Raw genomic sequence first — 18,847 nt, forward strand, 5'->3', positions numbered from 1 at the left:
CGCACACGTTGCGGTATCGCGGTTTAAAGCGACGGCGTCTCTTCCAAGAGTTCGCGGACGAAGTCGAACATACCATGGCGGCGATCGCGGCGCAGGCGTTCGGCCTTGACGATCGACTGGACAGCGTCGAAGGCAGCGTTGAGGTCATCATTGATGATGACGTAGTCGTATTCGCGCCAGTGGGCGATCTCGGCGCGGCTGTTGGCGAGGCGCGTCTGGATGACCTCTTCGGAATCCTCGGCACGACGGTGCAGCCGCGACTGCAGCTCCGTCATGGTCGGCGGCAGCACGAAGATCGACACGACGTCGGCCGACATCTTCTCCTGCAATTGCTGGGCGCCCTGCCAGTCGATATCGAAGAGCATGTCGCGGCCCTCAGCCATGGCCTGCTCGACCGGCTCTCGCGGCGTGCCGTAGAAATTGCCGTGCACCTCGGCCCATTCGAGCAGCGCGTCGCTATCGCGCAGCCGCTCGAACTCACGCACACTCTTGAAGTGGTAGTGCACAGCCTCGACCTCGCTTGGGCGGCGCTGGCGCGTGGTGACGCTGACGGAAAGGCCGATTTGCCTGTCGGTCTCCAGCAGCGTGCGCGCGATGGTGGACTTGCCGGCGCCCGACGGCGACGAGATGACAAGCATCAGACCGCGGCGGGCGATCTGCACGGGCGAGGATTTCGCCGGTTTCATGTCTTACTCCAAATTCTGGACCTGCTCGCGGAACTGGTCGATCACGACTTTCAGCTCGATGCCCGCAGCGGTAACTGCCGAAGCATTCGACTTCGAGCAGATGGTATTCGATTCGCGGTTAAATTCCTGTGCAAGGAAGTCCAGGCGGCGCCCGGCAGGGCCACCTTTCACCAGAAGATCGCGCGCTGCTGCGATATGAGCCTTCAGACGATCGATTTCCTCGCGCAAATCCGCCTTGGTCGCCAACAGTGCGGCTTCGGCATGCAGTCTGTCGCGGTCGAGTGCGGCCATGCCGTCCATCAACAAGGCGACCTGCGCGGCAAGCCGCGCAGCGATCTCCTGCGGCGAGCGCGAGGGATCAAGCTCGATCGTCCGTGTCAGGCCTTCGATCATCGTGACATGGTCATGAAGAATACGGGCGAGCGCTGCCCCTTCCTGTTCGCGCATTACTCTCAGATCGGCAAGCGCGGCCAGCAGGCCGGCAGCGATATCTGCGTCGCGGGCGGCAAGCGCCTCCTCGCCATCCTCACTTTCGCGGAATTCGACGATGCCGCGCACCAGAAGCAGCGTATCGAGCTTCAGCGGCGACGGATCGATGACGCCGTCCAGTTGCTCGCGCATGGCCAACACGGCAGCGAGCGCTTGCTTGTTCAGCACTGCCTCGAAGCGGTTCTCGTCGGCCGTCACGGACAGCGATGCCTGCAGGTTGCCGCGGCTGAAGCTTTCGCCGGTGAGGCGGCGGACGTCCGCCTCCATGCGTTCAAGCCCGGGCGGCAGACGCAGGCGCAGGTCGAGGCCCTTTCCGTTGACCGAGCGCAGCTCCCATGCCCAGCGCCAGCGGCCGCTCGTTCCCTCGCGCCGCGCAAAACCAGTCATGGACTGCAAAGCCATGCGAGCCTCCCGAAAGTCTCAGTTGATCTTCTTTTTCTTCTGCGGCGCGACGGTCGCGCCATTATCCGCCGGCTGCTCTTCCGGCTGGCCGTCGACTGCGATGTTCGGATCCGAGCCCTTGTCGGCTTCGAGCTTGCGCCAGCGCTTGACGTTGGCATTGTGCTCCTCGAGCGTGGCGGCGAAAACATGGCCACCGGAGCCGTCGGCGACGAAATAGAGGTCCTGCGTCTTCCAGGGATTGGCGACGGCTTCCAGCGCATCCTTGCCGGGATTGGCGATCGGCGTCGGCGGCAGACCCTTGATGACATAGGTGTTGTAAGGTGTATCCCGCTTCAGGTCCGACTGGTAGATCGGCCGGTCGGCGGGTTTGCCTTCGCCGCCGAAGAGGCCGTAAATGATCGTCGGATCAGACTGCAGGCGCATGCCCTTGCCGAGCCGGTTCAAAAAAACGGAGGCGACATGCGCACGCTCGTCGGGAACGCCAGTTTCCTTTTCGACGATCGAGGCGAGTGTCACGAATTCCTCCTTGGATCGCAGCGGCAGCGAGGAATCGCGCTTGTCCCAGATCTGATCGACGAGCTTCTGCTGCGCAGCCGCCATCTGGTCGATGACTTCCGAGCGTTTGGTGCCGCGCGAGAATTTGTAGGTATCCGGACGCAGGCTGCCCTCGGTCGGCAATGCGGCCGGCAAGTCGCCTTCCAGCACGGTATCCTGCAGCATGCGGTCGAACATCTGGCGGACCGTCAGACCCTCGGGGAAGGAAACGGAATAGAGAATGGACTTGCCCGATTTCAAAAGCTCCATGATATCGCTCATGGAGGCCCTCGCCTTGATCTCGTATTCACCCGCCTTCAGGCTTTCACCGGCAGACAGATGCGTTGCCGTGAGATAGCGGAAGATGCGGGCATCGCTGATGATCGCGTTGCGCTCGAGGTTCGAGGCGATTTCGGCCAGCCCAGCGCCGTTGCGGACGATGAAATTGGTGTTGGTCTGCAGCGGACCGGGGTTCCGATAGGTCGATGTGGCGTAGTAGAAGCCGATGACCGCAACGACGCAGACCAGAACCGCCATCGTCATGATGAAATTCAGGAAAAGAACGATCTGGCCGCGGGCTTTCTTGGACCGCTTCGGCGGCTCCGGAACGCGCTCAGGACGTAGGGCTTCGCTCGGCGACTTCGGGATGATCGGTCCCTTCTGCGCCTGGGTATCGTTGCTCTGGTTCGTCGTATCGCTCACCGGCAATCCTCTAAAACTTGACCCTCACTTCGCTATTTCGCGAAGCAATGCGGCAAAAGCAGGTTCTGCCGCCGTTCAACGACGCCGTTGCCGGTCGTTATGCTTTCGCACGCCCTCCTACGCAAGGTAGGGGACGGCCGGTTTGCGATGTAAGGGAGACCCGCTACACCGCACAGGGCTCTTATTGCGCGTAGCGGCGCAGCACGAGAGACGCGTTCGTGCCGCCGAATCCGAACGAGTTGGACAGCGCCACATTGATGTCTCGCTCACGAGCCTTGTGCGGAACAAGATCAATCGCCGTCTCACGTTCGGGATTGTCAAGGTTGAGCGTCGGCGGCGCGATATTGTCGCGGATGGCGAGCGTGGTGAAGATTGCCTCGATGGCGCCGGCAGCACCGAGAAGATGTCCTGTCGCCGACTTGGTCGAGGACATCGAGATCTTCGACGCCGCATTGCCGACCAGCCGCTCGACGGCGCCGAGTTCGATCGTATCGGCCATGGTCGAGGTACCGTGGGCGTTGATATAATCGATATCGGCCGGCGTCAGCCCGGCGCGCTTCAGCGCCATCGCCATGCAGCGGCCAGCACCCTCGCCGTCTTCGGAGGGTGCGGTGATGTGATAGGCATCGCCCGACAGACCGTAGCCGACGACTTCGGCATAGATCCTGGCGCCCCGCGCCTTGGCGTGCTCCAGTTCTTCGAGCACGACAATGCCGGCGCCCTCGCCCATGACGAAGCCGTCGCGGTCGCGGTCATAAGGACGCGACGCTTTTTTCGGGTCGTCGTTATGCTGGGTCGACAGCGCCTTGCAGGCGGCAAAACCTGCCAGCGAAATGCGGCTGACCGGGGATTCCGTGCCGCCGGCGACCATGACGTCGGCGTCGCCGAGCGCGATCATCCGCGCGGCATCGCCGATCGCATGCGCACCCGTCGAGCAGGCGGTGACGACCGAATGATTGGGTCCGCGCAGCTTGTGGCGGATCGAGACCTGGCCGGAGACGAGGTTGATCAGGCGGCCAGGAATGAAGAAGGGTGATATGCGGCGCGGGCCTTTGTCGCGCAGGGTATAACCCGCCTCGACAATGCCTTCGATGCCGCCGATGCCGGAGCCGATCAGCACACCGGTGGCGATCTGGTCCTCATCGGTTTCGGGATGCCAGCCGGCATCGGCGAGCGCCATGTCGGCGGCGGCCATGCCGTAGATGATGAAGGGATCGACCTTGCGTTGCTCCTTCGGCTCCATCCACTGATCGACATTGAAGGTGCCGTCGGTGCCGTCACCGACAGGGATACGGCAGGCGATCTTGGCGGGAAGGTCATCGACCTCGAATTCGGTGACGAGGCGGGCGCCGTTCTGGCCGGCAAGCAGCCGCGACCACGTCACCTCTGTTCCGCATCCCAAGGGTGATACCATGCCGGTACCGGTGATGACGACACGTCTCATCGCGTGCTTTCCCCCGTCTCTTATGTTCTATGGAGAAATATGCCGAAAAGAAAAGGGCGGACTCCAGGCCCGCCCTTTCTCAATTTCACAGGATCAGGCCTGGGCCTTCTCAATGAACTTCACGGCATCACCAACCGTCAGGATCGAGTCGGCAGCGTCGTCAGGAATTTCAACGCCGAATTCTTCTTCGAAAGCCATGACAAGTTCGACCGTGTCGAGCGAGTCGGCGCCCAGATCGTCGATAAAGCTGGCGCTCTCGACGACCTTGTCGGCATCGACGCCAAGATGATCAATAACAATTTTCTTTACGCGTTCTGCGATATCGCTCATGTCGGTTTCCTCGACCTTATGTCCTGATCGGAATGCCGTTGCGGCACCCCTACCCTGTTTCAGCCTGCGATGTTTTCAGACATCCTCGGCAAACTCGTTTACCCGGCTTCAGAGATGTTCCAGGCTTGCAAAAAGCCCGCCGGTCCGTCTGCTTTCTCGGGACGACTGTTCACAGTCATGGCCCGCTTAACATGCTTTAAGTCTGCCGCAAAGCCAGAAAATCAACGGTTCGTGATTGCTCAACATGCTATTGGCGGAAATATTCCCATGCCAGCGGTTTGTCGTTTCAGATCATCGCCATGCCGCCGTTTACGTGCAGTGTCTGGCCGGTCATATAGGCAGCCTCGGAGGACGCGAGGTAAGCAACCGCCGAAGCGACCTCGCCGCCCGTGCCCATGCGCTTCATCGGGATCGCTCCCATGATCGCTTCCTTCTGCTTGTCGTTCAGCTTGCCGGTCATGGCGCTCTCGATGAAGCCCGGCGCGACGCAGTTGACCGTCACGTTGCGGGTGGCAATTTCCTGCGCCAGGGACTTGGTGAAGCCGATCATACCGGCCTTGGAGGCGCAGTAATTGGCCTGGCCCGGATTGCCGGTGACGCCGACGATGGAGGTGATGTTGATGATGCGGCCATAGCGGCGGCGCATCATCGGATGCGTCAATTCGCGCGTCAGGCGGAAGGTCGCCGTCAGGTTCACTTCGAGGACGCTGTCCCAGTCCTCGTCGCTCATGCGCACGAACAGGCCGTCGCGGGTGATGCCGGCATTGTTGACGAGGATGTCGACGCCTTCAAGGTCGGCCTCGGCCTTCTGGCCGAGTGCCTTGACCTCATCGCGGTCGGAGAGGTTGGCCGGGAAGATCTTGACACGCTCGCCGAGCTCGGCCGCCAGCGCTTCCAGCTTCTCGACACGGGTGCCGTGCAGGCCGACGATGGCGCCCTGCTTATGAAGAAGGCGGGCGATTTCCTCGCCAATACCGCCCGATGCGCCTGTGACGAGAGCCTTGCGGCCGGAGAGATCGAGCATGGAAACGTTCCTTATATCTGGAAATACCAATCAGGCCATGAGGGCGGCGACGGCCGCGTCGATATCCGCCGGACCGTTGACGGAGATGCCGTTGATCGTCTTGTCGATGCGGCGGGCAAGGCCGGTCAGTACCTTGCCGGAACCGACTTCATAAAGCGTCGTGACGCCATTTCCAGCGAACCACTCCACCGTCTCGCGCCAGCGGACCTGACCGGTCACCTGCTCGACCAGGAGGCTGGCGATCTCGTCGGCGCCGGTCACGGGAGCGGCACGGACATTTGCAATGAGGGGCACGATGGGATCGGATTTCGAAACCGTTGCCAGCGCTTCACGCATGGCGTCGGCGGCCGGCGCCATCAGTGTCGAATGGAACGGAGCGGAGACCGGCAGCAGAATGGCACGCTTGGCGCCCTTATCGGTCGCAAGCCCGGCGGCCTTTTCGACGGCTGCCTTCTCGCCCGAGATGACGATCTGGCCACCGCCATTATCGTTGGCGATCTGGCAGGCGCCGACAGCGGTGGCTGCCTCGCAGACGGCAACGACGTCGGCATGTTCGAGGCCGATGATCGCGGCCATGGCGCCGACGCCGACAGGAACAGCCGCCTGCATGGCATTGCCGCGAATGCGCAGCAGCCGCGCGGTATCGGTGAGCGAAAAGGTGCCGGCGGCGCAAAGTGCCGAATATTCGCCGAGCGAGTGGCCGGCGACGTAAGCGACCTTCGACTTCAGATCCAGCCCTTTGGCCTCCAGAACGCGGACAACGGCGATCGAGACGGCCATCAGCGCCGGCTGGGCGTTCGCCGTCAATGTCAACCTATCATCGGGACCGTTGAACATGACGTCCGAAAGCTTTTCACCGAGCGCCTCATCGACCTCTTCGAAGACGGCTCGGGCTTCGGCAAAATTCTCGGCGAGATCCTTGCCCATGCCGACGACCTGACTGCCCTGGCCGGGAAAAGTGAAAGCAATGGTCATTCTCGTGTCCCTGGCTCCTGCCCCTGATTGCGCCCCTTAAGGCTGTTTTGCCTCCAATTGACATTCTTTCCGACAGAGTCAAGTGGCGGCCCATTCTCCGCAAAGCCTTTCGCACCGGCGCAAAGGCCCGGTTTTTGCTCTTGCGCTCGGCCAAATCAAGCCTAGATTTGCCCGGACCTCCCCAAGGCTTTCACCTCTCTCCCAAGGTTTTTCCATGAAGTACAATTCACTAGGCCGCACCGATATTTCCGTTTCAGAGATTTGCCTTGGCACCATGACCTGGGGCTCGCAGAACAGCGAAGTCGATGCGCATGCGCAGATGGACTACGCCGTCGACAAGGGCGTCAATTTCTTCGATACGGCCGAGCTTTATCCAACCACCCCGGTTTCGGCCGCGACACAGGGCTGGACCGAAGACTATATCGGCAGCTGGTTCAAGAAGACCGGCAAGCGTGGGGATATCGTGCTCGCCACCAAGGTCGCAGGCCGCGGCCGCGACTATATACGCGGCGGCGAAGGTGCCGATGCGAAAAATATCCGCCTGGCGCTCGAGGCCAGCCTGGCGCGGCTGAAGACCGATTACGTCGACCTCTACCAGATCCACTGGCCGAACCGCGGCCATTTCCATTTCCGCCAGAACTGGAGCTACAATCCCTTCAACCAGGATCGCGACAAGGCCGTCGCCAATATGCTCGACATCCTGGAAACGTTCGGCGCGCTGGTGAAGGAGGGTAAGATCCGCGCGATCGGCCTTTCCAACGAAACCACCTGGGGCATACAGAAATACCTGACGCTTTCCGAACAGAAGAGCCTGCCGCGCGTTGCCAGCGTCCAGAACGAATATAATCTGCTCTACCGTCATTTCGACCTCGATCTCGCCGAGCTCTCGCATCACGAGGATGTCGGGCTGCTCGCCTATTCGCCGCTCGCCGGCGGCATCCTCTCCGGCAAATATATCGACGGCGGCAGGCCGAAGGGTTCGCGCGGTTCGATCAATCCCGATATCGGCGGCCGTCTGCAGCCGCTTCAGGAGCCGGCGACCAAAGCCTATCTTGAGATCGCGGCAACCTACGGTCTCGACCCGGCAGCCATGGCGCTCGCCTTCTGCCTGTCACGTCCCTTCATGGCCTCGGTCATCATCGGTGCGACATCGATGGAGCAGTTGAAAATCGATATCGGCGCGGCCGACATTACGCTTTCGAACGAGATCCTGGCGGAAATCGCCAAGGTGCACCGGCAGTATCCGCTGACGCTTTGATCCTATTTGTTTGGCGCCTGCCCGATGCCGACCATGGCCGGCATCGGGTTCGGGTGTCCGATTGCGCTTGCCTTTGCCCAAAAAATCCGTATAAGCCGCCCTGTTCGTTAACCCGGTCTTCTGGCTGGTGGCTGAACGGAGGGCCGGTTTCCTCATGGAAATCGTTCGGAACGGAAGCGTTCCAGCCTCCCGTGTCTCCGCTCTCGACCGTCTCGGAAACGCTTTCTTGCCTGGGTCCGCCCAATCAGGAGCAGTCGTTGAGGCTTAGCCGCCGAATATCGGGTTGAACCAAACGCAAGAAAGGCAAAGCTGTCATGGCTCTTTATGAACATGTATTCCTTGCCCGGCAGGATATTTCCGCTCAGCAGGTCGATGCCCTCGTAGAACAGTACAAGGGTGTGATCGAAGCGAATGGCGGCAAAGTCGGGCGTATCGAGAACTGGGGCCTCAAGTCCCTCACCTACCGCATCAAGAAGAACCGCAAGGCGCACTACGCCCTTATGGACATCGATGCACCGGCTGCTGCCGTCCAGGAAATGGAACGTCAGATGCGCATCAGCGAAGACGTTCTTCGCTACATGACGATCGCCGTCGAGAAGCATGAAGAAGGTCCGTCTGCCATGATGCAGAAGCGCGACCGTGACGACCGTCCGCGTGAAGGCGGCCGTGGCCCGCGTGAAGGCGGCTTCGGCGATCGCGACCGCGGTCCGCGTCCGCCGCGTGAAGGTGGCTTCGGCGACCGTGACGACCGTCCGCGCCGTCCGCGCGAAGACCGCGTATAAGGGAGATCTGAGATATGTCTGAAACTTCCTCCGCTCCGGTCCGCCGCCCGTTCCATCGCCGCCGCAAGACCTGCCCGTTCTCCGGCGCCAACGCGCCGCGGATCGACTACAAGGACGTCCGCCTGCTGCAGCGCTACATTTCCGAGCGCGGCAAGATCGTTCCGTCCCGCATCACGGCCGTTTCCCAGAAGAAGCAGCGCGAACTCGCCCAGGCGATCAAGCGCGCCCGTTTCCTCGGCCTGCTGCCCTACGTCGTCGCCTAATCGGTCGACGCCCACACCTTTGAGGGAAGGCATTCGTGCCTTCCCTTCTCCCTTCCGCGATGGGCGCGGATCGGAACTCTTAAAACCCATGTTGAGACGTTTCTGAATTTGATTCAGCAACATCCTCTAACTGCTTGATGAAGCAGGACAGCGACCTTGAAACGACCGAACATTAGAACGCTGCTGATCGGCGCACTCGCCGGATTGACCGCCGCCCTGCTGGTGCTGGGCGCGAGCATGCAGCCGTCGTTTTTCAGCGCGCTCCTCTATACGGCATCGGCGCTGCCGATCCTGATCGTCGGGCTCGGCTGGGGCAATGCCGCCGCGGTCTCGGCCGTCGTCACCGCTGCAGCACTCGGCGCGATCTTGATCTCGCCTTCCTTCGCGCTGATCATGACGCTGGTGACGCTTCTGCCGGCCGGTTGGCTCAGCCATCTCGCCAATCTGGCGCGTCCGGCCTCCGAACTCGGCGGCCCCGACCATCTGCTTGCCTGGTATCCGCTCTCCGATATCCTGCTGCATCTCTGCGGGCTGGTGACGCTCGCCGTCATCGTCATTGGTGTGATCATCGGCTACGGGCCTGAGATCACCGATCCGATCGTCGACTTGCTGATCACCTCGGTCAAGCAGCAGCAGCCGGAATTCATGCCCGATCCGGCAGCGACCGCACAGACCAAGTCGCTAATCCTGCTGATGCTGCCGGCTTTGCAGGGCGGCATGTGGGTCAGCATGCTGTTTGCCGCCTATTATTTCGCCGTGCGCATCGTTGCCGCGTCCGGCCGCGGCCTTCGTCCGCGCGAGGACATTCCCTCGTCGCTGCGGATGAACCGCAACTCGATCTTCATCTTCCTGGCCGGGCTTGCCGCCTGCTTTTTCGGCGGCGTTCCGGCGCTGGTCGGTGCGACCTTGATCGGCACCTTCGGCGCCGGCTTCATGCTCTCCGGTTTCGCCTCGCTGCATTTCCGCACGCGCGGCAAGGACTGGCGCATACCGGCTCTCATCCTCAGCTACCTGGCCTCGATGCTCATGCTGCTGCCAGCTCTCCTCATCCTCGTCCTCGGTCTCAGCGATACGCGGAAGGCGATCGCGCTGACCCCGACGAAAGATGCTGATGCCCCTAACCAATCCGATACGAAAATCTGAGACACAAGAAAGGAAAAAGAAAATGGAAGTCATCCTTCTCGAACGCATCTCCAAGCTCGGCCAGATGGGCGAAACCGTAAAGGTTCGCGACGGCTTTGCCCGTAACTACCTGCTGCCGCTCGGCAAGGCGCTGCGCGCCAACGCCGCCAACAAGACCCGCTTCGAAGCCGAGCGCGCGACGCTCGAAGCCCGCAACCTCGAGCGCAAATCGGAAGCCCAGAAGATCGCCGACGTTCTCGACGGCAAGTCCTTCATCGTCGTGCGTTCCGCCGGCGAAACCGGCCAGCTCTACGGTTCGGTTGCTGCCCGTGACGTCGTCGAGATTCTCGGCGCCGAAGGCTTCAACATCGGCCGCAACCAGGTTCACCTCAACACGCCGATCAAGTCGATCGGCCTGCACAAGGTCGAACTGCAGCTGCATGCCGAAGTCGAAATCCACGTCGAGCTGAACGTTGCCCGTTCTGCCGAAGAGGCAGAGCGCCAGTCCAAGGGCGAAGAACTCACCTCGGTCGACGCGATCTACGGCGTCGACGAAGACGCGCTGCGTCCGGAAGACTTCTTCGATCCGGAAGCTGACGGCGTCGACGAAGACGAAGCATAATTTCGCCGGAGCGATCCGCGAGAGGAAAGCCCGGCCACCGCGCCGGGCTTTTTCGTTTTCACCCCTTCGATATGAGCAGCTGATCGGGTCGCTTTTTTAAGGGGATTTTTCGGATGTTTTTGCTGCGTGCCTTATCGCATCACGCTAAAATAACATTCTCCGAAACGGATGGGCTGAGTCGCCGCCACACCGTGTCGTGCGGGTGACACTGCCAGTATTTCTCCTTTGTGTCGCCCAAGACTGTGGAGAAGTCGAACAACGTGCACAGCGTTCAGGATTTAGGCGAAGCGAGCCCCCGCTCCTTTCGTAGCCTCTTGATTTTCGCGTCCGGAATTGCAACTCCGGAGCTGGAAAAAGACAGAACGGATGATGATGAACGACGCCGCTCGAAAGATTGCAGCCGTTGCTCCGGCGGAGCAGCATTATCGCGAAGCACCCAACAATATCGAAGCCGAGCAAGCGCTTCTGGGTGCGATCCTGATGAACAACGACGCCTATTACCGGGTGTCGGACTTCCTGAAACCGATTCATCTTTACGAACCGCTGCACCGGAAGATCTTTGAGGTTGCTGGCGATATCATCCGCATGGGCAAGATCGCCAATCCGGTGACGATCAAGACCTTCCTGAAGGCCGACGAGAAGGTCGGCGACATGACGGTTTCGCAATATCTGGCGAGCCTCGTCAGCAATGCCGTCACCGTCATCAATGCCGAGGATTACGGCCGGGCGATCTACGACCTGGCACTGCGCCGGGCGCTGATCACCATTGGCGAGGACGTCGTCAACATTGCTTATGACGCGCCGCTCGACATGCCGCCGCAGTCGCAGATCGAGGATACCGAACGCCGCCTCTTCGAACTGGCGGAAAACGGCCGCTACGATGGCGGCTTCCAGGCCTTCAACGATGCGGTCGCGCTGGCGATCGACATGGCGGCCGTCGCCAAGGAACGTGACGGCGGGCTTTCCGGCATTTCCACCGGCATCCATTCGCTGGATTCCAAGATGGGCGGCCTGCAGCGGTCGGACTTGATCGTGCTTGCCGGACGCCCCGGCATGGGCAAGACCTCGCTTGCCACCAACATCGCCTACAATATCGCCGCCGCCTACGAAGGCGAAGTCCAGTCGGACGGCAGCATGAAGGCGAAGAACGGCGGCGTTGTCGGCTTCTATTCGCTCGAAATGTCGTCCGAACAGCTTGCTACCCGTATCATCTCCGAGCAGACCGAAGTCTCCTCCTCGAAGATCCGCCGCGGCGACATCAACGACGCCGATTTCGAAAAGCTCGTCGCCTGCTCGATGATGATGCAGAAGGTGCCGCTCTATATCGACCAGACCGGCGGTATCTCGATCGCCCAGCTTTCGGCCCGCGCGCGCCGTCTGAAGCGCCAGCGCGGCCTCGACGTACTTGTCGTCGACTACATTCAGCTGATGACCGGCTCGGGCAAATCCAGCGACAACCGCGTGCAGGAAATCACACAGATCACCACCGGCCTCAAGGCGCTCGGCAAGGAGCTCAACGTTCCGATCATCGCGCTGTCGCAGCTCTCGCGTCAGGTCGAAAGCCGCGACGACAAACGGCCGCAGCTGTCCGACCTTCGCGAATCCGGCTCGATCGAGCAGGACGCCGACGTCGTACTCTTCGTGTTCCGCGAGGAATATTACGTCAAGAATTCGGAGCCGCGCGATATCCACGATCCGAAATATCCGGAATGGGAAGCGCTGTTCGACAAGGTGAAGGGCACGGCCGACGTCATCATCGCCAAGCAACGCCACGGGCCGACGGGCACGGTGAAGCTCGCCTTCCAGGCGGAATTCACGCGCTTTGCCGATCTCGCCGATCCCTCCTTCACCCAATATGAGGAACATTGACGCGGTATTGCCGCGTCAATTTCTTTAGAGACCCACAGCCCTCAATAGGGCGACCGTTGCGATGCCAACCACGACGCTCGCGAGCATCGGCAGGCGGGGTGCTGCGATCGCCGTTATCGCGCAGGCCAGCGTCTCCGCCCAGCCGGTCGCAAAGGCGGTCGGGGCGATGACGGCCATCAGCACGGCCGGCGGAATGGCCTCGATCGCCGTTCTCCGGCGCTCATCCATCTCGACATGGCGGATCAATACCAGGCCGCTGACACGGGTGAGGACCGTTGCGGCGGTCATTGCGAGGATGGCGATCAATGTGTTGAGATCGAGCGTCATGCCGCCTGCTCCCGTGCCCTGCCCTGCCAGAGGGCGGTTGCCAGCCCGGCCAGCGCACCGGCGGCGATATACCAGACGCCGGGCACCAAGTGGTGGACCGCCACGGATGCGACACCGCTTGCAGCAAGGACCGCGCCGGTTTCCGGCCCCTTCCAGAAGCCCATGACGAGCACGACGAAGACAGCCGGAAAGGCGAAGTCGAGGCCGATAACGGCAGGGTTGCCGAGAAAGGCGCCGAGCAGTGCGCCTGTCAGCGACGAGCCGACCCAGGTGAGATAGAAGGGCGTGACGATACCGGCATACCAGGCGGGCGTCAGCCGCGTGCTGCCGGCGCGGAATTCCGCCATGGCCCAGAGTTCATCGGCAAGGAAGAGCATGGCGATATAGCGTTTGACGCCGGAGAAGGACTGCATCTTCGTGCCGATCGACGCGCTCATCAGCACGTGGCGGATATTGACCAGAAGGGCCGCGAAGCCGACGCCGACCCAGCTTACCGGATGCGTCCAGATGTCCATGGCGACGAATTGCGAACCTCCTGCGAAGACAAGCGCGCTCATCAGCGTCGTTTCCAGCGGTGAAAGGCCCTTGGTGGCGGCGACCGCGCCGAAGACCAGACCGATCGGCAGGACGGCGACAACAAGAGGAAAAATGGCACGCGTTCCGGCAATAAATTCGCCGGATCGCCGGCTGTGCTGCAACATGGCAACCTCCTGATTGGGATCGCGCAGGCTTAGCCCAGCCCGAAACGGCAGTATTGAACAAAAGTGATCAGCCCGTGCGGAATTGGCCGGGTGTCACGCCCGTGCGCGCTTTGAAGTGCCGTGTGAAATGCGCCTGGTCGGCAAACCCGCATTCGAGCGCGATGTCGGCCGGCGCACGCCCCTGCCGCAGCAGCCGGCGCGCCACCTGCACGCGCCGATCTGTCAGGAAGGCGTGCGGCGTGATGTGATATTCCTTGCGGAAAGCGCGGATGAGGTGCGCGCGACTCAACCTCGCCACGCCGGCCAGTTCATCGAGGCCGACATCGCTGTCGAAATTCTCGATCAGGTAGTCGCGGGCGCGAGCGACCGCGCTACGCTCCTGCGTATCGATAGGAACGATGATGGCGCTGCCGTGGCGCGCAAAGATCGCCGCCAGCACCGAGAACATGCTCTCATCGGATTCCAGCGCGCCTGCGCCACTCTCGAGCGTTCGATGAGCGGCGTGAAAGGCATTGGCGAGTTGCGGATCGCGTGGAAGCCCGCCGGCGAAGGACGGCGTTGCATGAAAGGCCTTGCCGGTGACATCCTCCAGAATATCGACGAACAGCTTCATGTCGGGATAGATCATGCGGTAGCGGTAGCCCTCGCCGCCGGGAGCACCGTCATGGATGACGCCGGGATCGATCAGATAAAGGTCGCCAGGCCCGGTTTCCTCCCGCCTGCCGCTGAGGGTGGCGATCTGGCTGCCGCTTTCTATCGCGCCGATGCTGAAGGTATCATGCGCATGCGGCGCATATTCATGCGTCAGGAAGGTGGCGCTCAGGCACTCCATGTCGCGGAAGCGGCTGTCCCGCCAGAAGCGGGCCGATTCAACATTGGCAAGCGGCATGGCCTCCGCCGCCTCTCTCTGCGATACGTTCTGCATCCAGCGAGATTAGCGCGGAAGCCTGCATGCGTCTTGAACAAAAGTGATCGTGCAACAGGCAAAGGATGGTATGTGCCCGCTTCCGCTTTTTCTTGGCCACAATGCTCTCTAGACTGGGCGAGGTGGTTTCCTTCGATTCTCTACGGCGATTCATGACAGATTTTCCTATCCCCTTCGAAGACGACGATCTTTTCGCTTCCGCAGGCCTGCGGCTGACCGTCGACCTGACCGCCCTGACGGAGAACTGGCGCGACATGGCGCGCCGCTCCGGCGCGGCGCGCGCCTCGGCGGTCGTCAAGGCCGATGCTTACGGCATGGGCATCGAGGATGCCGGCGAAGCGCTGTATATGGCCGGCGCCCGCGACTTCTTCGTCGCGACCGTCGACGAGGGCGTAACACTTCGCCTCTATGCGCCCGAGGCGCGCATCTTCGTGCTTTCCGGCATCTGGCCGGGCACCGAGCGGCGCTTCTTCGACAATGATCTGGTGCCGGTGATTTCCTCCGACGAACAGTTCGCCTTCTGGATGGCGGTGCTTGCCGATTACGGCGACTACCCCTGCGCACTGCATGTCGATACCGGCTTCAATCGGCTTGGACTGCATATCGACGATGCGATCGCGCTCGCCGACGACGTATCGCGGCCGGCGAGCTTCGCGCCCGTGCTTGTCATGAGCCACCTCGCCTGCGCCGACGATCCCGCCCATGCGATGAACCGGCAGCAGCTCGAATCATTCCACAGGGTTAGCGCCGCCTATGAAGGCATCGATTCAAGTCTTGCCGCCTCGGCCGGCATCTTTCTCGGTGAGGATTATCACTTCGACCTGACCCGCCCCGGGATCGCGCTCTATGGCGGAGAAGCGGTCAGCGGCATGGCAAACCCGATGCGGCCGGTCGCGACAGCGGAAGCGCGCATCATTCAGGTGCGCAGCGTCAAGGCCGGCGAGACCGTCAGCTATGGGCGGGCGCTGCAGCTTCGCCGCGAAAGCCGACTGGCGATCGCCTCGGCCGGCTATGCAGACGGCTACATGCGCAGCCAGTCGAGCGGCGGCGTGCCGCTGCGCCATGTGGTGCCGCAAGGCGGGCAAGGTTTCATCGCCGGACAGAAGGTGCCGGTTGCCGGCCGGATCACCATGGACCTGACGATCTTCGATATCACCGACCTGCCTGACAATGCCGTGCGCGCCGGGGATTATGTCGAACTGTTCGGGAAGAACATGCCGGTGGACGATGTGGCGCGGGCATCCGGCACGATCGGATACGAGATCCTGACCAGCATGGGGCTCCGCCACGAGCGGCGCTACGTGGCCGAGGAATAACGGCCGCCATGTTCAGCGGCTGCTGAGGGCGAGACGGACGCCGAGCGCGAGGAAAAGCGCACCGAGGCCGCGATCGAGCCAAAGTCCGATTTTTTGATTATGCCTGATCGCGTCAGCAAGGCGCCCTCCGAGAAGGACGAGCGGTGGTTCGATGAAGGCGGCAACGACGATGATGAGCCCGCCATGCAGCAGGAGTTGGGCCCATGCCGGCCCTGCCCCTTCGACCACGAATTGCGGCAGGAAGGCCAGGAAGAATATCGCCACTTTCGGATTGAGCAGCGACACCAGAATTCCCTGTCGGTAGATCCTTGCCACCGGCAACCTTTCACCGACGGCCTTTATCAGGCCATCGCCGCCACCGGAGCGCAAAGCCTGAATTCCGAGCCAGACGAGATAGGCGGCGCCGATCCATTTGACTGTCGAGAAGGCGACTGCGGAAGCGGCAAGTATGGCCGAGAGGCCGAGTGCCGCCATCAGAACATGCAGGCAGGCGCCGGACCAGACGCCGAACAGCGCCGAAAAACCGGCGCGTTTTCCGCTTCTCATCGTGTGACCGAGGATGAAGGCGATGTCGGGACCGGGCGAGAGATTGAGCAGAACTGCCGCCGACAGAAATGCAAACCAGTGCGCAAACGAATAATCGAACATCTTCACCATTCCCGGACTACAGCGCCGCGTGTCTTTTGAGACGCGCAAAGGGCGCCGTAACACTTTCAATCTCGCATCGGCCCGATGCGCCAGAGGCAAAGGATAGGCACGGGTGCGCTGATGGGGAAATCATTAGTTTTGATCCGTCGCGACAGCCATTATCTCAAGCGCGATATTGATTCGATGAGGCGGCGCGTCTGCTTCACTTGGAAACCCGGACTGAAAGAGTAATTGATGGCGAAGGCCAGGACACAATTCATTTGCCAGAGTTGCGGCACGGTTCATAACCGCTGGGCTGGCAAATGCGAGAACTGCGGCGAGTGGAACACCATCGTCGAGGAAGACCCGATGGGCGGGATCGGCTCCGGTCCCGGCAAGACGCCGAAGAAGGGCCGGCCGGTGGCGCTGACGGCGCTCTCCGGCGAAATCGAGGAGGCGCCACGCATCCATACCGCCATGCCGGAGCTCGACCGGGCGCTCGGCGGCGGCTTCGTGCGCGGGTCGGCGGTGCTGATCGGCGGCGATCCCGGCATCGGCAAATCGACGTTGTTGATGCAGGCAGCCGCCGCCCTTGCGCGGCGCGGCCACAAGATCATCTACGTCTCAGGCGAAGAAGCCGTGGCGCAGGTCCGGCTGCGGGCGCAACGCCTTGCGGCGGCCGATACCGACGTGATGCTGGCGGCCGAAACCAATGTCGAGGATATTCTGGCGACGCTCGCCGAGGGCAAGCGGCCGGACCTCGTCATCATCGATTCCATCCAGACGTTGTGGAGCGAACTTGCCGAATCCGCGCCGGGAACGGTGACGCAGGTGCGCACCGGCGTCCAGGCAATGATCCGTTTCGCCAAGCAGACGGGGGCAGCCATGGTGCTCGTCGGCCACGTGACCAAGGACGGGCAGATCGCCGGGCCACGCGTCGTCGAGCACATGGTCGATGCCGTGCTCTATTTCGAAGGCGATCGCGGCCATCACTACCGAATTCTGCGCACTGTCAAGAACCGCTTCGGCCCGACCGACGAGATCGGCGTCTTCGAAATGTCAGACAAAGGCTTGCGCGAAGTCGCCAACCCCTCGGAACTCTTCCTTGGCGAACGCAACGAGAAATCGCCGGGCGCTGCCGTATTCGCCGGTGTGGAGGGCACGCGTCCCATTCTCGTCGAGGTGCAGGCGCTGGTAGCGCCGACCTCACTCGGCACGCCGCGGCGCGCCGTGGTCGGTTGGGACTCGGCACGGCTGTCAATGATCCTGGCGGTGCTGGAAGCCCATTGCGGCGTCAGGCTCGGCCAGCACGACGTCTACCTCAACGTCGCCGGCGGTTACCGCATCTCCGAACCGGCGGCCGATCTTGCCGTCGCCTCGGCGCTCGTTTCCTCGCTTGCCGGTATTGCCCTTCCCGCCGATTGCGTCTATTTCGGCGAAGTCAGCCTGTCGGGCGCCATCCGGCCGGTTGCGCACACCGCCCAGCGCCTCAAGGAAGCCGAGAAGCTGGGTTTTTCTGCAGCACTGCTTCCATCCGCCTCCGCCGAACTGCCGAAAGGCTCCGGCGGGCGCTGGAGCGAAGTCGGAAGCCTGCCGGATCTGGTCGCGCGCATCGCCGGATCGAAGGGAGCGCTGCGTGTGGAAGACGAGGTTTGATCCTTTCATTGCCGAGAGTGGTGATGATATAGGAGCACACGATAAGGCACGACACGGCCGCCAAGCGGCAGTCCTGGAGTTGAATTTACATGCCCATTACGATTTTCGACGGTATTGTCATCGGCGTCGTGCTCTTCTCCGCCGTGCTGGCGATGGTCCGCGGCTTTTCGCGCGAGATTCTTTCGATCGCAAGCTGGGGCGGTTCGGCCGCGGCTGCCTATTACCTTTATCCGTACCTGCTGCCTTATGCGAAGAAATATACGGATGACGACCGTATCGCGATCGTCGGTTCGGCAGCGGTCGTCTTCCTGATCGCGCTGATCGTCATCTCCTTCATCACGATGAAGATCGCCGATTTCATCATCGACAGCCGTGTCGGCGCGCTCGACCGCACGCTCGGCTTCCTGTTCGGGGCGGCGCGTGGCGTGCTGCTCCTGGTCGTTGCCGTCGCCTTCTGGAATTGGCTCGTCGATGTCGACCACCGTCCGGCCTGGGTCAATGAGGCGAAGTCAAAGCCCTTCCTGGATTCGATGGTCGTGAAGCTGAAATCGGTTCTGCCGGAGCAATTTGCCCAGATGATACCGGAAAGCATCCGTGATAAGCTGCAGCCACCGGCACAGGGCGCTGGAGGCACCACTCCGCCGACGGGCGACCAGGCTCCGGCGGAAGACGCACCGACCGCGCCCGCAGGCGGCGCACAGCAGCCGGCGAATTGACACAGTGTTCAAGAGCTTGACCCGCCTTCCGGCAGTTGCCATTTGAGCGGAACATGAACTACAGCGCCGCGCGTCTT

At 61.9% G+C, this 18,847-nt stretch carries 20 protein-coding genes; 9 read left to right on the forward strand and 11 right to left on the reverse strand.

Translation table 11 applies throughout. The annotated features are described in order from the left end of the window. Window positions 1-23 precede the first annotated feature (23 nt). From gmk to fabD, 7 genes are all read right to left on the reverse strand, one after another. A complete protein-coding gene (gmk, locus tag ACIPSK_RS20720) occupies window positions 24-686 on the reverse strand; it encodes a guanylate kinase (protein WP_017963719.1) in 663 nt (220 codons plus the stop codon). A gap of 3 nt (window positions 687-689) precedes the next feature. Beyond that, window positions 690-1,577, reverse strand: a complete 888-nt coding sequence (locus tag ACIPSK_RS20725) for a YicC/YloC family endoribonuclease (protein ID WP_162118493.1) — start codon at window positions 1,575-1,577, stop codon at window positions 690-692. Window positions 1,578-1,595: 18 nt separating this feature from the next. Continuing rightward, window positions 1,596-2,813 carry an endolytic transglycosylase MltG gene (mltG, locus tag ACIPSK_RS20730; protein WP_020486067.1) on the reverse strand — a complete coding sequence of 406 codons (1,218 nt, stop codon included), beginning with the start codon at window positions 2,811-2,813 and terminating at the stop codon, window positions 1,596-1,598. Window positions 2,814-2,994: 181 nt separating this feature from the next. Next, window positions 2,995-4,257, reverse strand: coding sequence for a beta-ketoacyl-ACP synthase II (fabF, locus tag ACIPSK_RS20735; RefSeq protein WP_017963716.1), 1,263 nt, complete (start codon window positions 4,255-4,257; stop codon window positions 2,995-2,997). Between the two features lie 93 nt (window positions 4,258-4,350). Continuing rightward, on the reverse strand, window positions 4,351-4,587 hold the full coding sequence (locus ACIPSK_RS20740) for an acyl carrier protein (protein ID WP_003547058.1): 237 nt from the start codon (window positions 4,585-4,587) through the stop codon (window positions 4,351-4,353). 286 nt (window positions 4,588-4,873) lie between these two features. Further along, window positions 4,874-5,611 carry a 3-oxoacyl-[acyl-carrier-protein] reductase gene (gene fabG, locus ACIPSK_RS20745; protein ID WP_017963715.1) on the reverse strand — a complete coding sequence of 246 codons (738 nt, stop codon included), beginning with the start codon at window positions 5,609-5,611 and terminating at the stop codon, window positions 4,874-4,876. 30 nt (window positions 5,612-5,641) lie between these two features. After that, the gene (fabD, locus tag ACIPSK_RS20750) at window positions 5,642-6,586 is read right to left on the reverse strand and encodes an ACP S-malonyltransferase (RefSeq protein WP_162118494.1); all 945 of its coding nucleotides are present in this window, start codon (window positions 6,584-6,586) and stop codon (window positions 5,642-5,644) included. A 214-nt stretch (window positions 6,587-6,800) separates the two neighbouring features. On the opposite strand from fabD, the gene ACIPSK_RS20755 reads away from it, so the two are divergent. From ACIPSK_RS20755 to ACIPSK_RS20780, 6 genes are all read left to right on the forward strand, one after another. Further along, complete coding sequence (locus tag ACIPSK_RS20755) at window positions 6,801-7,844, forward strand: aldo/keto reductase (RefSeq protein ID WP_162118495.1); 1,044 nt, start codon at window positions 6,801-6,803, stop codon at window positions 7,842-7,844. Window positions 7,845-8,158: 314 nt separating this feature from the next. Beyond that, window positions 8,159-8,626, forward strand: a complete 468-nt coding sequence (gene rpsF, locus ACIPSK_RS20760) for a 30S ribosomal protein S6 (protein WP_003547040.1) — start codon at window positions 8,159-8,161, stop codon at window positions 8,624-8,626. Window positions 8,627-8,640: 14 nt separating this feature from the next. After that, entirely contained in the window at window positions 8,641-8,889 is a 249-nt protein-coding gene (gene rpsR, locus ACIPSK_RS20765) for a 30S ribosomal protein S18 (RefSeq protein ID WP_003547038.1), read from the forward strand. 156 nt (window positions 8,890-9,045) lie between these two features. Then, window positions 9,046-10,032, forward strand: a complete 987-nt coding sequence (locus ACIPSK_RS20770; protein WP_017963712.1) for a DUF2232 domain-containing protein — start codon at window positions 9,046-9,048, stop codon at window positions 10,030-10,032. A 22-nt stretch (window positions 10,033-10,054) separates the two neighbouring features. Next, window positions 10,055-10,633, forward strand: coding sequence for a 50S ribosomal protein L9 (gene rplI, locus ACIPSK_RS20775; protein WP_162118496.1), 579 nt, complete (start codon window positions 10,055-10,057; stop codon window positions 10,631-10,633). A gap of 372 nt (window positions 10,634-11,005) precedes the next feature. Continuing rightward, complete coding sequence (locus tag ACIPSK_RS20780; protein ID WP_026154092.1) at window positions 11,006-12,502, forward strand: replicative DNA helicase; 1,497 nt, start codon at window positions 11,006-11,008, stop codon at window positions 12,500-12,502. A 24-nt stretch (window positions 12,503-12,526) separates the two neighbouring features. On the opposite strand, the gene ACIPSK_RS20785 is transcribed toward ACIPSK_RS20780, so the two are convergent. The 3 genes from ACIPSK_RS20785 to ACIPSK_RS20795 all read right to left on the reverse strand — a co-directional run bounded on the left by ACIPSK_RS20785 (window position 12,527) and on the right by ACIPSK_RS20795 (window position 14,419). Beyond that, a complete protein-coding gene (locus ACIPSK_RS20785; protein WP_017963709.1) occupies window positions 12,527-12,829 on the reverse strand; it encodes an AzlD family protein in 303 nt (100 codons plus the stop codon). Beyond that, the gene (locus ACIPSK_RS20790) at window positions 12,826-13,530 is read right to left on the reverse strand and encodes an AzlC family ABC transporter permease (protein ID WP_162118497.1); all 705 of its coding nucleotides are present in this window, start codon (window positions 13,528-13,530) and stop codon (window positions 12,826-12,828) included. The genes ACIPSK_RS20785 and ACIPSK_RS20790 overlap by 4 nt, the downstream gene beginning before the upstream one ends. Before the next feature lie 67 nt (window positions 13,531-13,597). Beyond that, entirely contained in the window at window positions 13,598-14,419 is an 822-nt protein-coding gene (locus ACIPSK_RS20795) for an AraC family transcriptional regulator (RefSeq protein WP_017963707.1), read from the reverse strand. A gap of 188 nt (window positions 14,420-14,607) precedes the next feature. Between ACIPSK_RS20795 and alr the strand changes: the two genes are divergently transcribed. Continuing rightward, window positions 14,608-15,771 carry an alanine racemase gene (gene alr / locus ACIPSK_RS20800; RefSeq protein WP_017963706.1) on the forward strand — a complete coding sequence of 388 codons (1,164 nt, stop codon included), beginning with the start codon at window positions 14,608-14,610 and terminating at the stop codon, window positions 15,769-15,771. Between the two features lie 12 nt (window positions 15,772-15,783). On the opposite strand, the gene ACIPSK_RS20805 is transcribed toward alr, so the two are convergent. Then, the gene (locus ACIPSK_RS20805) at window positions 15,784-16,419 is read right to left on the reverse strand and encodes a LysE family translocator (RefSeq protein WP_026154091.1); all 636 of its coding nucleotides are present in this window, start codon (window positions 16,417-16,419) and stop codon (window positions 15,784-15,786) included. Between the two features lie 234 nt (window positions 16,420-16,653). Between ACIPSK_RS20805 and radA the strand changes: the two genes are divergently transcribed. Further along, window positions 16,654-18,054 carry a DNA repair protein RadA gene (gene radA, locus ACIPSK_RS20810; RefSeq protein ID WP_162118498.1) on the forward strand — a complete coding sequence of 467 codons (1,401 nt, stop codon included), beginning with the start codon at window positions 16,654-16,656 and terminating at the stop codon, window positions 18,052-18,054. Between the two features lie 89 nt (window positions 18,055-18,143). Beyond that, window positions 18,144-18,770, forward strand: coding sequence for a CvpA family protein (locus tag ACIPSK_RS20815; RefSeq protein ID WP_017963702.1), 627 nt, complete (start codon window positions 18,144-18,146; stop codon window positions 18,768-18,770). Window positions 18,771-18,847 lie beyond the last annotated feature (77 nt).

This window comes from Rhizobium sp. LARHSG275 (assembly GCF_052871115.1).

What these genes read in the sequence shown, in the direction of transcription:
- gmk (WP_017963719.1), bottom strand. Translation starts at nt 686, where the DNA reads ATGAAACCGGCGAAATCCTCGCCCGTGCAGATCGCCCGCCGCGGTCTG.
- ACIPSK_RS20725 (WP_162118493.1), bottom strand. Translation starts at nt 1,577, where the DNA reads ATGGCTTTGCAGTCCATGACTGGTTTTGCGCGGCGCGAGGGAACGAGC.
- fabF (WP_017963716.1), bottom strand. Translation starts at nt 4,257, where the DNA reads ATGAGACGTGTCGTCATCACCGGTACCGGCATGGTATCACCCTTGGGA.
- ACIPSK_RS20740 (WP_003547058.1), bottom strand. Translation starts at nt 4,587, where the DNA reads ATGAGCGATATCGCAGAACGCGTAAAGAAAATTGTTATTGATCATCTT.
- fabG (WP_017963715.1), bottom strand. Translation starts at nt 5,611, where the DNA reads ATGCTCGATCTCTCCGGCCGCAAGGCTCTCGTCACAGGCGCATCGGGC.
- fabD (WP_162118494.1), bottom strand. Translation starts at nt 6,586, where the DNA reads ATGACCATTGCTTTCACTTTTCCCGGCCAGGGCAGTCAGGTCGTCGGC.
- ACIPSK_RS20755 (WP_162118495.1), top strand. Translation starts at nt 6,801, where the DNA reads ATGAAGTACAATTCACTAGGCCGCACCGATATTTCCGTTTCAGAGATT.
- rpsF (WP_003547040.1), top strand. Translation starts at nt 8,159, where the DNA reads ATGGCTCTTTATGAACATGTATTCCTTGCCCGGCAGGATATTTCCGCT.
- rpsR (WP_003547038.1), top strand. Translation starts at nt 8,641, where the DNA reads ATGTCTGAAACTTCCTCCGCTCCGGTCCGCCGCCCGTTCCATCGCCGC.
- rplI (WP_162118496.1), top strand. Translation starts at nt 10,055, where the DNA reads ATGGAAGTCATCCTTCTCGAACGCATCTCCAAGCTCGGCCAGATGGGC.
- ACIPSK_RS20780 (WP_026154092.1), top strand. Translation starts at nt 11,006, where the DNA reads ATGAACGACGCCGCTCGAAAGATTGCAGCCGTTGCTCCGGCGGAGCAG.
- ACIPSK_RS20785 (WP_017963709.1), bottom strand. Translation starts at nt 12,829, where the DNA reads ATGACGCTCGATCTCAACACATTGATCGCCATCCTCGCAATGACCGCC.
- ACIPSK_RS20790 (WP_162118497.1), bottom strand. Translation starts at nt 13,530, where the DNA reads ATGTTGCAGCACAGCCGGCGATCCGGCGAATTTATTGCCGGAACGCGT.
- ACIPSK_RS20795 (WP_017963707.1), bottom strand. Translation starts at nt 14,419, where the DNA reads ATGCCGCTTGCCAATGTTGAATCGGCCCGCTTCTGGCGGGACAGCCGC.
- alr (WP_017963706.1), top strand. Translation starts at nt 14,608, where the DNA reads ATGACAGATTTTCCTATCCCCTTCGAAGACGACGATCTTTTCGCTTCC.
- ACIPSK_RS20805 (WP_026154091.1), bottom strand. Translation starts at nt 16,419, where the DNA reads ATGTTCGATTATTCGTTTGCGCACTGGTTTGCATTTCTGTCGGCGGCA.
- radA (WP_162118498.1), top strand. Translation starts at nt 16,654, where the DNA reads ATGGCGAAGGCCAGGACACAATTCATTTGCCAGAGTTGCGGCACGGTT.
- ACIPSK_RS20815 (WP_017963702.1), top strand. Translation starts at nt 18,144, where the DNA reads ATGCCCATTACGATTTTCGACGGTATTGTCATCGGCGTCGTGCTCTTC.